Raw genomic sequence first — 12,824 nt, 5'->3', positions numbered from 1 at the left:
GCAGGTCCTGTGTGGACAGCCGGAAACCGGCCCACCGGCCGACAGGGCGTCGACGTGCGCGATGGCTTGCTCAACGCTCACGCGCGAGCTCCCGGTCGTGCACCCGCCTCAACACCACCTGCGCGACCACCGCCCCCACCAGAGCCATGAACATGTCCCACTGCGTGTCCCAGACATCGCCCTGTGTCCCGAGGAAGTCCCCCGCAGCCGATCCACCGATGACCGCCGAAGCCCACTCCAGCAACTCATAACAAGCGCTGAACGCCAGGCACACCGACGTGACGAGCACGAACAGCCACCCACCGGGCCGCAGCGGCGTCCGGCGCAGCAGGACCTCGCGGGCGAGCACGGCGGGCACGAACCCCTGCACGAGGTGGGCGAACCGGTCGTAGTGGTTGCGCGCGAGGTCGAACCAGTCCTGCACCCAGAACCCGGCCGGCACCCGCGCGTAGGTGTAGTGGCCGCCCAGGATCAGCACCAGCGCGTGCAGGAAGATCAGCCGGTACAGCAGCGGCGTGAGGCGGAACCGCCGGTAGGTGGCCACGAGCAGCGCCCCGCCGATGACGACGGGGGCCACTTCGAGGTACCAGGTGGTGCGGTCGTGGGGGCTGATGCCCGACGCGATCAGGGCGACGGCCGTCAGTCCCAGCAGGACCAGCGGTTCCAGCGGTCGTTCGTCATAGCTCACGGATCACCTTGCAGGGATTGCCGACGGCCAGTACGCGCGGCGGGATGTCGCGCGTGACGACGCTACCGGCTCCGATGACCGCGTTGTCGCCGATGGTGACGCCGGCGCAGACGATGACGCCGCCGCCGAGCCACACGTTGTTCCCGATGGTGATGGGGGCGGCGGACTCCCAGCGCTGGCGGCGGGCCTCGTGGTCCTCGATGGGGTGCAGGGCGGTGAGCAGTTGTGCGCGGGGGCCGATGGAGACGTCGTCGCCGATGGTGATGGTGGCGCAGTCCATGAGGATGGCGTCGTAGTTGAGGAAGCTGTTGGAGCCCATGTGGATCTGGTAGCCGTAGTCGCACTGGAACCGCGGCATGACCCACGAGCCCTCGCCGAGTGAGCCGAAGAGCTTGGTGATGACGTCGCCGGAGCGGGTGGCGTTGAACTCGTCCACGAGCCGCTGGGCGGAGAGGCGTTCCGCGACGAGTTCGGGGTCGGAGTCCTTGTAGAGCTCGCCGGTCATCATCTTCTGCTTCTCGGTGATCATCCTTCGAGAGTGCCCGAACGCAGCAGTGCACGTGCGCGGGATGCGGCGATCTCCATCAGTGCCACGACGTCCGCGGCTTCGAAACCGGGTGGCGGCTCGACCGCGAGCACCACAGGTGTGGTGGTCGGCAGTACGGGGCGAGGGGGTAGTTGACCTGCTGGTTCGACGGAAACCACCACAGGTGTTCTGGTTCCGAGGGGGCCGGCGACGCGCCGTCGCAGGGCATCGAGGAGTTCCTGTTCCGGTTTTCCCTTGAGCAGCAGCAGGACGAACGGGTCGGCGTCGAGCAGCCAGCCGACCTGCAGGGCCAGGGCGGCGCCGTGACGGCACGGCAGTTCCCAGCCGCCGCAGTCGCAGTCGGCTTCGAGGTCGCCGATGCCGGGCAGCAGGTCCACTCCGGACTCTTCCGCGGCCAGGACGAGGTCGCGCGGCATGTCGTTGTCCAGCAGGGCGGCGATGTGGCCGGCGTGTTCGGCGACGCGGTCGAGGAACCGTCCCCATTGGACCTCGGAGAGCACCGGGAGGCTGACGGTGGTGCTGTAGACGGTGTCGTCGTCGTGGACCTGGGCGTGCAGGCGGCCGGGGCTCACGGTGATCGGGCCGACGACGCCGGCGTGGGCGTAGCGGCGGGCCAGGCGGATCAGGCCGGTGTCGAGGGCGGTGTCCGCCAACGCCTTCACCCACGCCTTGCCCCACCAGGTGGTGGCGACGCGGCGCGTCACCTTGGGGAACGCGGCGAATCCGCGTGCGGTCACGGTGCGCTCCTCAGCTGGACGAGCTCGGCCAGTTCGGCGTCGGTGAGTTCGGTGAACGCGGACTCCCCGCCGTGCAGGACGGCGTCGGCGAGGTCGCGCTTGTCCTGCAGCAGCGCGGCGATGCGTTCCTCGACGGTGCCCTCGGTGACGAGCTTGTGCACCTGCACGGGTCTGGTCTGGCCGATGCGGTAGGCGCGGTCGGTGGCCTGGTCCTCGACGGCGGGGTTCCACCAGCGGTCGAAGTGGATGACGTGGTCGGCGCGGGTGAGGTTGAGGCCGGTGCCGGCGGCCTTGAGCGAGAGCAGGAACACGGGGGCGCGGCCGTTCTGGAAGTCGTCGACCATCCGCTCGCGCTGGGGCACGGGTGTGCCGCCGTGCAGGAACCGCGTGGGCTGGGTGATGTGCTGCTCCAGCAACCGGGCCATGCCGACGTACTGGGTGAAGATCAGCGCCGAGCCGCCCTCGGCGACGATCGTGGCGAGCAGTTCGTCGAGCAGGTCGAGCTTGCCGGACGTGCCCCCCAGCGTCGGGTGGCCGAGGTAGTGCGAGGGGTGGTTGCAGATCTGCTTGAGCCCGGTCAGCAGCTTGAGCACGAGGCCGCGGCGGGCCATGCCGTCGCTCGACGCGATCTGCTCGAGGGTCTCCCTGGTCAGCGCCTCGTACAGCGCCGCCTGCTCCACGCTCAGGGAGACGTAGCGGTCGGTCTCGGTCTTGGCGGGCAGTTCGGGGGCGACGCCGGGGTCGGACTTGCGGCGGCGCAGCAGGAACGGCCGGACGACCTTGGCCAGCGTGTCGTCGGGGTGCGGCCAGCGGGTGCGGAACGCGCGGTGCGTGCCGAGCAGGCCCGGTGTCGTCCAGTCCAGGATGGACCACAGCTCCGACAACGAGTTCTCGACCGGGGTGCCCGACAACGCGACGCGCGCGGCGGCGGGGATCGAGCGCAGTGCCTTGGCGGTACCGGAGTGCGGGTTCTTGACGTGCTGGGCCTCGTCGGCGACGACCATGCCCCACGGGTGCGCGCGCAACGCCTCGGCGTCCAGGCGCATGGTGCCGTAGGTCGTGAGCACGACGCCTTCGGTGGCGAGGGTCCGTTGTGGACCGTGGTAGCGGGTGACGGGTGTGCCGGGGGCGAAGCGGTGGATCTCGCGTTCCCAGTTGCCCAGCAGCGAGGCCGGGCAGACGACGAGCGTGGGGTGGTCGTGGCGGCGGTGCAGGTGCAGGGCGATGAGCGTGATGGTCTTGCCCAGGCCCATGTCGTCGGCGAGGCAGGCGCCGAGTCCGAGGCCGGTCATGTGGGCGAGCCAGCGCAGTCCGTGCAGCTGGTAGTCGCGCAGCCGGGCCCGCAACGCCGCGGGCTGCGGGAACTCCGGGACGGTCGTGATGGCGGTGGTGAGGCTGTGCGGGGCGACCTCGACGTGTTCGCCGCCGATGATCGCCACCCCGGTGAGCGCGGCGGTGACGGCCTGGGCGGCGGTGATGGGGTCGAGCCGCTGCCGGGCCTTGCGGCGCAGCTTCGGGTCGACCAGCACCCACTGGTCGCGCAGCTTCACGATCGGCCGCGAGGCCTCGGCGACGAGGTCCATCTCGGCGTCGGTGAGCTCCGCGTCGCCGAGCGCGATCCGCCAGTCGAACGAGAGCAGGTCGCCCGCGTGCAGCGGGCCGCTCGGTTCGCCGATGACGGCCTTCGCGGACAGGGTGGTGGCGAGTTCGCGCGGCCAGTGGACCTCGATGCCGGTGCCGAGCAGTTCGCCGACCTCGTCGTCGGTGAGGTCGGCCTGGTCGAGCAGGCGTTGCAGCGGCGGCCAGTCGATGCGGGCCATGGCGCGGATGGCGTCGAGCTCGCGGCCGGAGCCGCGCACGTCGCGCGGGTAGGGGTCGGTGACGGCACGGACCTGCACGATCGCCCGGAACCGCAGGTCGTCGCTGATCTCGATGCGCAGCGACAGCGTGATCTGCTCATCGGCCCAGGTCTTGAGCCCGGAGACGTCACAGGCATCGATGCCCGCGAACGGGCCTGTGCCGGTGCGGGGCAGCGTGTCGGCGACGGCGTCGAGGAACTGGCGCAGCAGGTCGTAGTCGCCGTGCGCGGCGAGCTGGCGCAGGTGCAGCTCGTCGGCGTGGTCGAGCGGTCCGGCGCGCCAGGTGTCGTAGCCGCCGGCCGTCACGCCGGGCACGATCCGGCCTCGGGCGACCAGGGTGAGCGCGGTCGCGGCGGCCACCGCCCAGTAGCCGTCGCCGGACAGCACCTCGGGCAAGGCTTCGAGCAGGGGTTTTCCGTGGAGCTGTCCGAATCTGGGCGGGTCGGCAGGCACGAACATACCCTGTACCGTACACCATACGGTACGGTAGTGTGCGGCTCGTGATCGAACACACGGGCAGCGGTGACCCGGCGCGGACGCTGGCGTTGCTGTGGCGCACCCAGGAACGCGTGTCGCGCAAGGGCAAGCCGGACCTGAGCGTGGACCGCATCGTTCAGGCGGGCATCGCGCTGGCCGACGCCGACGGGCTCAAGGCGCTGTCGATGCGGCGCGTGGCCGAGTCGCTGGGCGTGGGGACGATGTCGCTCTACACGTACGTGCCGGGCAAGGGCGAGCTGATCGACGTCATGGTCGACACGGTGCAGGCCGCGACCGGGCGGGAACCCGCGCAGGGCTGGCGCGCGCACCTCGCCTACGTGGCGCGGGAGAACCTGGCGCTCTACCGGCGGCATCCGTGGTTGCTGCAGGTGGCGCCGTCGCGCACGGTGCTGGGCCCGCAGGTGGCGGCGAAGTACGACTTCGAGCTGCGCGGGCTGGACGGCATCGGCCTGTCGGACGTGGAGATGGACTCGGTGCTCGAACTGGTGCTGGGCCACGTGCAGAACGCGGCACGGGGGCTGACGGCGGCCGCGGTGACCGAGAAGGAGACCGGGCTGACGGATCAGCAGTGGTGGGACGCGGCGGCGCCGGTGCTGATGACCGTGTTCGACCCGGCCCGCTACCCGGTGGCGGCACGGGTGGGCGGCGCTGTCGGGCAGGTGCACCAGAGCGCGTTCAGCCCGGAGCACTCGTTCGAGTTCGGGCTGGAGATGATCCTGGACGGGGTCGAGCGGCTGATCGGGTCGCGTGCGCTGTAACTGCTGAGTGACACCTGCCGGGATGCGTCGTTAATTCCCACGCGGTGCCCTTGAGGTGCCTACAGTTACGCCACGCCGATCAACTTCACCGCTGGGAGGCCCGCTCGTGGTGATCGACTCGCAGCCCCGGCAGGCGCTGGTGCGCCGGTTCACCGGCCTGGCGCGGTCGACCCCTGGGCGGCTGAGCCTGATCGTGGTGGTGCTGGTCGTGGCCAGTCTCGCGAGCGGCTGGCTGACGACGTGGAGCGTGAACCGCCAGGAGCGGGCGCTGGAGGACCTGGCGACGCGGTCGGAGCCCCTGGCGCACGCGGCGCAGGAGGTCTACCGGGCGTTGCAGGACGCGGACGCGACGGCGGCGAGCGCGTTCCTGTCCGGCGGGCTGGAGCCCTCCCAGCTGCGCGAACGCTATGAGAAGGACATCGCGCAGGCGCAGGCGGCGCTGTCGGTCGCGACGGCCTCCTCCCCCGACCTCACGGCCACGCTCGCGGCGCAGCTGCCCGTCTACACGGGGCTGATCGAGACGGCGCGCTCGAACAACCGGCAGGGTTTCCCGGTGGGTGCGGCGTACCTGCGTGAGGCGTCGGGACTGATGCGCACGCAGCTGCTGCCCGCGGCGCAGGAGCTGTACCGGGCGGAGACCGACCGGGTGGCCCGCGCGCAGGACGAGGCGAACTTCCCGGTCGTGCCGGTGCTGGTGGCGCTGGCGTTCGTGATCGGACTGGTGCTGATCCAGCGCTACCTGACCCGCAAGACGAACCGGCTGCTCAACGTCGGCCTGCTGGTGGCGACGGGGGCGGCCGCGGTGTCGTTGTTGTGGGTGACGACGGTGTCGGTGCTGGTCATGAACGACGTGGCGGACTCGCGCGACGCCTCGGAGAAGGTCGACGTGCTGGCGCAGGCGCGGATCGCGACGCTGACCGCCCGCGGCGAGGAGACGCTGACGCTGGTCGCGCGGGGTGCGGGCCAGTCCTACGAGAAGAACTTCGTCGAGGTCTCCGAACGCCTCGAAGGCCTGCTCGAGCGCGCCAAGGCGCTGGAGAGCACCGAGGCCGTCGACCAGGCGATGCGGGAGTTCCGGCAGTGGCAGCAGGTGCACCAGCGCATCCGCGAGGCCGACGACGCGGGGCAGTACAACGACGCGGTGGCGCTGATCGGCAACCCGCACTTCGACTCGCTGGACCAGTCTCTGGTGCGGTCGATCGGCGAGGCGCGGCAGGACTTCAGCGACGAGGTGGCGGTCGCGCGGTCGTCGCTGGCGGGCACGGCGGTCGGGGTGCTGGTGCTCGCGCTGATCAGCGCGGCGGGATCGACGATGGGGCTGTGGCAGCGCCTGAAGGAGTACCGATGAGGCGACTGGCGCTGGCGGCGGTGCTGCTGCTCGGTGCGTGTTCGGCGGGACCGGCGCCGAGCGAGGTGGTGCCGCGCAGTGCGGCGGCTCCGCAGCCGGCGAACGCGAGCACGGTCTCGGCGGCGCCGAGCAGTTCGGCGGGTGCGCCGTCGTGCGACGCGACGGCGAGCCTGCGGCCGGGACCGTTGCCCCAGGCCGGTCAGATGCCCGCGGGGTCGACGATGGCGAAGATCGCGCAGCGGGGGCGGTTGATCGCCGGGGTGGACCAGAACTCGTTCCTGATGGGGTTCCGCAACTCCTTCACCGGCGAGATCGAGGGCTTCGACGTCGACGTGGCGCGCCAGATCGCCAAGGCCGTGTTCGGCGACGAGAAGAAGGTGCAGTTCAAGGTCGTGACGTCGGCCGAGCGGATCCCGATGCTGCAGAGCGGCGCGGTCGACGTCGTGGTCCGCACCATGACGATCACCTGCGACCGGCTCGAGGACGTGGACTTCTCGCAGGTCTACTACCAGGCGGGGCAGCGGGTGCTGGTGCGCCGCAACTCCGGGATCACCGGGGTGGAGGGGCTCGCGGACAAGCGGGTGTGCGTGGCGTCGGGGTCGACGTCGCTGGGCAACGTGGTCAACCGGGCGAAGACGACGGTGAGCGTGCCGAACTGGACGGACTGCCTGGTCATGCTGCAGCAGGGCCAGACCGACGCGATCTCGACCGACGACACGATCCTGGCGGGGCTGGCGGCGCAGGACCCGTACACCGAGGTCGTGGGGGCGCGGTTCACCGACGAGTCCTACGGCGTCGGGGTGCCCAAGGGTCAGGAGGACCTGGTCCGGTTCGTCAACGGCGTGCTGGAGCGGATGCGCACCGACGGCACGTGGAGCGGGATCTACGGGCGGTGGCTGACGCCGCTGGGTCCGGCACCGGCGCCGCCGGTCGCGCGTTATCGGGACTAGGAGGGGTCCGCCGATGAGTGATGAGCTCGATCTGCCCGAGACCGGGCCGTCGACGGCGCCGGGGACGGCACCCTGGTCGGTGTCGCAGGAGGTGTCGCGGTCGAACTCGGGACGCACGCGCCGTGGCAGTGCCCGGTCGATGAGCCGCGGCCGGCTCGGTGCCGGGCTGGTCGAGGTGCCGCGGGTGCCCTACCGGGATCCCAAGACCGCGGTGCTGGAGAACCCGGAGGTCCCCGAGGCCAAGCGGTTCTGCTCGAAGTGCGGCAAGAAGGTCGGGCGGCGCAAGGACGGCAAGCCGGGCCGGGTGGAGGGGTTCTGCCCGCAGTGCGGGCACGCGTACTCGTTCACGCCGAAGCTCGCGCCGGGTGAGGTGCTGCACGACCAGTACGAGGTGCTGGGCTGCCTGGCGCACGGCGGCCTGGGGTGGCTGTACCTGGCGCTCGACCACGCGGTGAGCGACCGGTGGGTGGTGCTCAAGGGCCTGCTCGACTCAGGTGACGCGGACGCGATGGCGGCGGCGCTGGCGGAACGGCGGTTCCTGGCCGAGGTCGAGCACCCGAACATCGTGAAGATCCACAACTTCATCCGCCACGAGAGCAGCGAGAGCGGCAAGCTCGTCGAGTACATCGTGATGGAGTACGTCGGCGGCGAGTCGATCAAGGACATGATCACGTCGCGGCGCCGCGACGGCCGCGGCGACGAGGCGTTGCCGCTGGCGCAGGCCATCGCCTACGTGCTGGAGATCCTGCCCGCGGTCGGCTACCTGCACGGCGTCGGGCTGCTGTACTGCGACTTCAAGCCGGACAACATGATCCACACCGAGGAGCAGCTCAAGCTGATCGACCTGGGCGCGGTGCGGCGCATCGACGACCACCACTCCCCCATCTACGGCACGATCGGCTACCAGGCGCCGGAGATCCGCGCGATCGGGCCGTCGGTGTTCTCCGACATCTACACCGTCGGGCGCGCGCTGGCGGTGATGAGCTTCCCGTTCGACTTCCGCGGCCGCTGCAAGGACCGGCTGCCGACGGTGGGCGAGCAACCGCTGCTGGGCCGGTTCTCCTCGTTCCACCGGCTGCTGCTGCGCGCCACGAACCCGAACCCGGAGCTGCGGTTCTGCTCGGCGGAGGACATGGCCGAGCAGCTCACGGGCGTGCTGCGCGAGGTGCTGGCGATCGAGGACGGTGTGCCGCGGCCGGGCCCGTCGCGGCAGTTCACGCCGGAACGCCGCCGCTTCGGCGTGGAGGGCGCGCTCGACCTGTCCGAGGTGGCGCTGGCGTTGCCGGCGCCGAGCGTGAGCACCTCGGACGCGGCCGCGTCGTGGCTGGCGACGGCGACGGCATCGGATCCGGTGGGGCTGCGCAAGGCACCGGAGGTCACGGTGGAGGTGCGGCTGCGGATCGTGCGGGTGCTGATCGAGTCCGGTGACACCGAGGCGGCGCTGCGTGAGCTGGAGTCGCTGACGGCGCCGTCGATGTTCGACGAGCCGGAGCTCGACCCGGCGGAGGACTGGCGCCCGGACTGGTACCGGGGCCTCGCGGCGCTGGCCGACGGGCGGCCGGGGGACGCGCTGGGGCTGTTCGACGCGGTGTTCTCGGCGGTGCCGGGTGAGGCGGCGCCGAAGCTGGCGCTGGGCGTGTGCGCGGAGGCCGTCGGGGACCTCGAGGGCGCGGCGGGCTGGTACGAGCTGGTGTGGCACACGGATCACTCGTACGTGTCGGCGGCGTTCGGGCTGGCGCGGGTGCTGCTGGCGTGCGGTGACCGCGCCAGGGCCGTCGAGGTGCTGCTGTCGGTGCCGGACACGTCGTCGCAGCACCTGGCGGCGCAGATCGCGGCGGTCCGCGCGCAGCTCGGCGACTGCGGCGCGGAGGACCTCGTCGCGGCCGGGGAACGGTTGCGCGCCTTGGACATCGACGTCCATTCGCACACCCAGCTCTCAGCGGAGGTGCTGGAGGCGGCGTACGACTACGTGACCCGCAATCAGGCCGCCGAGGGCAAGGTGCTGGACTGTGCACTCTCCGAACACGAGCTTCGGCTGGGTCTAGAGGCGCGCTATCGCACGCTGGCCCGGTTCGCTGCTACGCCGGAGGAACGGATCGCATTGGTGGACCGCGCGAACGCGGTAAGGCCTAGGACGTTGGTTTGATGGACACCCTGAAGTGCCCGGAGTGCTTCGCGCCCGTCGCGGCGGAGGACCGGTTCTGCGAGGCGTGCGGACGCAACCTGCTGGTCCGCCGCACGCCGCTGGGCGGACCGACCGGTCCCGCGCAGGCCTCGTGCATCCTGTGCGGGTCGCCCGACATCGACGACGAGGACTACTGCACCCAGTGCGGCCGGCACCAGCCCTCGGCGCGTGACCGGGTCGAGTACGCGCTGGGCGCGGTCTCGGGTGTGTCGGACCGCGGCAAGCGGCGGGCGCGCAACGAGGACTCGATGGCGTTCGGCCACGTCGCGGGCAAGGGTGTCGCCGCCGTCGTCTGCGACGGCGTGGCCTCGTCCGAGCGCGCGGAGCAGGCCTCGCAGGCCGCCGCCGACGCCGCGGTGGACGTGCTGCTCAACGCTCTGATCGACACCGCGGACGCCGAGCAGGCGATGGTCGACGCGGTCGCCGCGTCGTGCTCCGCGGTGGAGCAGCTGGTGGAGAACGAGCCCATGGAGCCGGGTGCCCGCGGTGTCGCACCGTCGTGCACTTTCGTGTCCGCGCTGGTCACGGGGTCGTCGGTGACGATCGGCTGGGTCGGCGACTCGCGCGCGTACTGGCTGTCGGACGAGGGCTCCGAGCAGCTCACGACGGACGACACGTGGGCGGCGCAGCTGGTGTCGGAGGGTGTGCTGACCGAGGAGCAGGCGCGCACGGACCGCCGCGCGCACGTGCTGTCGCGGTGGATCGGCGCGGACGCCGGCCTGGTCGAGCCGCAGGTCGTGACGCTGAAGCCGACGTCGCCGGGAGTGTTCCTGCTGTGTTCGGACGGGCTGCACAACTACCGGCCCGAGCCCGAGGACCTGCAGCCGCTGCTGCCGTGCGGGCCGGAGGAGTTCGTGAAGGTCGCGCTGGACGCGGGCGGGCACGACAACATCACCGTGGTGCTGGTGCCGTTCGCACCGGAGCCGTAGAAGTTCACTCGTTGTAGTGATTTACCGCTGGCTAACCGGGAGCGGTCACCGTCGGGGCGTGAGATTCGTTTCTGTCGCGGCGGTGGCCGCTTTCGTGCTGGCGGGGTCGTCCTCGGGGGTGGCGCACGCGGAGTCGGCGCCCGGCTGTGGCCCGGTGACGCAGATCGGGAGCACCGCGTACATCCAGACCGGCACGAGTTCGAGCTCGATCGTGGCGTCGGTGAAGCAGTTCAAGGGCTGCGGGAAGAACTGGTCGTACGTGTGGGTGTGGGACTCGTGGATCAGCAAGGGCCGGGCGTTCGAGGTGGGCACGGCGATCTACCCGGACGGCGCGAACCCGGCGGGGTACGTGAAGACGCGCAACAAGCAGGCGACCTGGTCGAAGGGCACGGACACGCTGTCGAAGTGCACGCGGGCCTCGGGCACGTTCGTCGACCTGGTCAACGACCCGAGCTACGGCTGGCAGGAGTTCACCGACAAGCGCTGCTGACCGTCATCATGGTCCGATGAGGAGGGCGGTGTTGATCGCGTTGGCGGTGGTTGTCACCATCGTCGCCGTGGTCTTCACCTTCCAGCGCAAGCTCGTGTACTTCCCCTCCCCCGGTCCGCTGCCGAGTGCGGACGAGGTGCTGCCCGGCGGGCGTGACGTCCGGCTGGTGACGGCGGACGGCCTGATGCTCGACGGCTGGCACTTCGAGTTGCCCGACGCGCCGGTGACGGTGGTGGTGTTCCCGGGCAACGGCGGCAACCGCGAGGGCCGGGTGTCGCTGGCGCGGGCGCTCACCTCGCGGGGGTTGTCGGTGCTGCTGTTCGACTACCGCGGCTACGGCGGCAACCCCGGCCTTCCCTCGGAGGAGGGCCTGACCTTCGACGCGCGGGCGGCGCTGGACCTGATCGACGGGCCGGTCGTCTACTTCGGCGAGTCGCTGGGCGCGGCGGTGGCCGCGGAGCTCGCGACGTTCCGCGCCCCCAAGGGCATGGTGCTGCGCTCACCGTTCACCTCGCTGGCCGCGGCCGGGTCGCACCACTACCCGTGGCTGCCGGTGAAGATGCTGCTGCAGGACAAGTACCCGGTGGTGGAACGGGTGTCCAGCCTGGACGTTCCGACCGTGGTGCTGCTGGGGACGAGGGACTCGATCGTGCCGCCCGCGCAGAGCCGCGAGGTGGCGACGGCGGCGCGGGCGAGGCTGATCGAGATCGACGGCGCGGACCACAACGACGAGGTGTTGCTGTCGGGGCCGCAGGTCATCGACGCGGTGCTGTCGGTCAGCTGAGCGGCGCGATCTCACCGGAGCCGCGGGGCACGAGGGCGGCGGGGACGACGGCGTGCACGGGCGGTGAGGTGTCGCCGTCGATGCGGGCGAGGATGAGCTCGGCGGCCCTGCGGCCGATGCCGGGGACGTCCTGGCGCACGACGGTGACGGCGGGGTCGAGCAGGTCGGCGAGCGGGAAGTCGTCGAAGCCGATGACGGCGACGCGCCGGTGCAGGTCACGGGCGCGCAGCACGCGCATGGCGCCGACGGTGACGAGGTTCTGCGCGGTGAACAGCGCCGTGGGCGGCCGGTCGAGGCCGAGCAGCGCGGCGGTGGCGGTCTCGGCGACGTCGACGCCGTGCAGGCCGGTGCGCACGAGCTCCTCGCGCAGGGTGAGACCGGCCTGGGCGAGGCCTTCGAGGTAGCCGGTGTAGCGCTCCTGGCTGGTCCACAGGGTGCTGCGGTCGCCGAGGAACGCGATGTCGCGGTGGCCCAGGGCGGCGAGCTCGAGCACGGCGGCGCGGGAGCTGTCGCGGTTGGTGGTGGTGACGCAGTCGGTGCCGCCGAAGGTGGGCGGCCGGTCGACGAGCACCATCGGGGTGCCGCGTTCGCGTTCGTGCTGCAGGGCGTCCTGGTGGCCGCCGGCGGCCATGACGACGACGCCGTCGACTCGGCGCGCGGACAGCGACAGGAGCAGTTCGCGTTGCAGGGTGTGGTCGTCCTCGGTGCTGCCGGCGAGCACGAGCACACCGCTGCGCCGGGCGTGGTCCTCGACGGCGCGCAGCAGGGCGGCGTCGAAGGGGTTGGAGAGGTCTTCGAACAGCACGCCGATGGTGGCGCTGCGGCGGTCGGAGCGGCGCAGGCTGCTGGCGGTGAGGTTGGGCCGGTAGCCCAGGCTGCGGGCGGCGGCGCGGACGCGGTCGGTGACCTCGGCGCCCGCTCCGGGCAGGTCGTTGATGACGCGCGAGACGGTCTTGATGCTGACCTTCGCCAGCGCCGCGACGTCGCGCATCGTGGGTTCGCGTCTCTCGCCGGTCTGATCCATGTCCCGCCCCGCTCACGTCCTACGACT

The 12,824-nt window shown here is 71.4% G+C and carries 12 protein-coding genes; 7 read left to right on the top strand and 5 right to left on the bottom strand.

The genetic code is table 11. From position 1 onward, the window contains the following. Positions 1-70: 70 nt before the first annotated feature. Genes DFR72_RS11955 through DFR72_RS11940 form a run of 4 tightly spaced genes read right to left on the bottom strand, consistent with a single transcriptional unit; the run spans position 71 to position 4,290 of the window. The gene (locus tag DFR72_RS11955; protein ID WP_245982832.1) at positions 71-688 is read right to left on the bottom strand and encodes a DUF2238 domain-containing protein; all 618 of its coding nucleotides are present in this window, start codon (positions 686-688) and stop codon (positions 71-73) included. Then, positions 678-1,217, bottom strand: a complete 540-nt coding sequence (locus tag DFR72_RS11950) for a sugar O-acetyltransferase (RefSeq protein ID WP_090062628.1) — start codon at positions 1,215-1,217, stop codon at positions 678-680. The genes DFR72_RS11955 and DFR72_RS11950 overlap by 11 nt, the downstream gene beginning before the upstream one ends. Beyond that, on the bottom strand, positions 1,214-1,972 hold the full coding sequence (locus DFR72_RS11945) for an SWIM zinc finger family protein (protein WP_090062630.1): 759 nt from the start codon (positions 1,970-1,972) through the stop codon (positions 1,214-1,216). Before DFR72_RS11945 ends, DFR72_RS11950 begins: the two co-directional genes overlap by 4 nt. After that, complete coding sequence (locus tag DFR72_RS11940) at positions 1,969-4,290, bottom strand: DEAD/DEAH box helicase (RefSeq protein WP_090062632.1); 2,322 nt, start codon at positions 4,288-4,290, stop codon at positions 1,969-1,971. The genes DFR72_RS11945 and DFR72_RS11940 overlap by 4 nt, the downstream gene beginning before the upstream one ends. 41 nt (positions 4,291-4,331) lie before the next feature. Here DFR72_RS11940 and DFR72_RS11935 point away from each other — a divergent pair, with 41 nt between their 5' ends. From DFR72_RS11935 to DFR72_RS11905, 7 genes are all read left to right on the top strand, one after another. Then, positions 4,332-5,087 (top strand): TetR/AcrR family transcriptional regulator, encoded by a 756-nt coding sequence (locus tag DFR72_RS11935; protein WP_211335395.1) that lies wholly within the window; start codon positions 4,332-4,334, stop codon positions 5,085-5,087. Between the two features lie 106 nt (positions 5,088-5,193). Continuing rightward, positions 5,194-6,435, top strand: coding sequence for a hypothetical protein (locus tag DFR72_RS11930; protein WP_245982830.1), 1,242 nt, complete (start codon positions 5,194-5,196; stop codon positions 6,433-6,435). Then, positions 6,432-7,385, top strand: a complete 954-nt coding sequence (locus tag DFR72_RS11925) for a glutamate ABC transporter substrate-binding protein (RefSeq protein ID WP_090062634.1) — start codon at positions 6,432-6,434, stop codon at positions 7,383-7,385. Before DFR72_RS11930 ends, DFR72_RS11925 begins: the two co-directional genes overlap by 4 nt. Positions 7,386-7,398: 13 nt before the next feature. Continuing rightward, positions 7,399-9,531, top strand: coding sequence for a serine/threonine-protein kinase (locus tag DFR72_RS11920; protein WP_090062635.1), 2,133 nt, complete (start codon positions 7,399-7,401; stop codon positions 9,529-9,531). Next, a complete protein-coding gene (locus DFR72_RS11915; protein ID WP_090062637.1) occupies positions 9,531-10,499 on the top strand; it encodes a PP2C family protein-serine/threonine phosphatase in 969 nt (322 codons plus the stop codon). Before DFR72_RS11920 ends, DFR72_RS11915 begins: the two co-directional genes overlap by 1 nt. 58 nt (positions 10,500-10,557) lie before the next feature. Then, positions 10,558-10,989 carry a hypothetical protein gene (locus DFR72_RS11910; protein WP_143086561.1) on the top strand — a complete coding sequence of 144 codons (432 nt, stop codon included), beginning with the start codon at positions 10,558-10,560 and terminating at the stop codon, positions 10,987-10,989. A 16-nt stretch (positions 10,990-11,005) separates the two neighbouring features. Continuing rightward, positions 11,006-11,773, top strand: a complete 768-nt coding sequence (locus DFR72_RS11905; RefSeq protein ID WP_090062640.1) for an alpha/beta hydrolase — start codon at positions 11,006-11,008, stop codon at positions 11,771-11,773. Here the strand turns inward: DFR72_RS11905 and DFR72_RS11900 are convergent. After that, a complete protein-coding gene (locus DFR72_RS11900) occupies positions 11,766-12,797 on the bottom strand; it encodes a LacI family DNA-binding transcriptional regulator (RefSeq protein WP_090062641.1) in 1,032 nt (343 codons plus the stop codon). The two genes, DFR72_RS11905 and DFR72_RS11900, sit on opposite strands and share 8 nt — an antisense overlap. Positions 12,798-12,824 lie beyond the last annotated feature (27 nt).

Source organism: Lentzea flaviverrucosa (genome assembly GCF_003350445.1).
In the GTDB taxonomy this organism is placed as follows: Bacteria; Actinomycetota; Actinomycetes; order Mycobacteriales; family Pseudonocardiaceae; genus Lentzea; species Lentzea californiensis.
The sequence above is the reverse complement of the archived record's forward strand: the minus strand, read 5'-3'. Positions and strand labels throughout refer to the sequence as shown.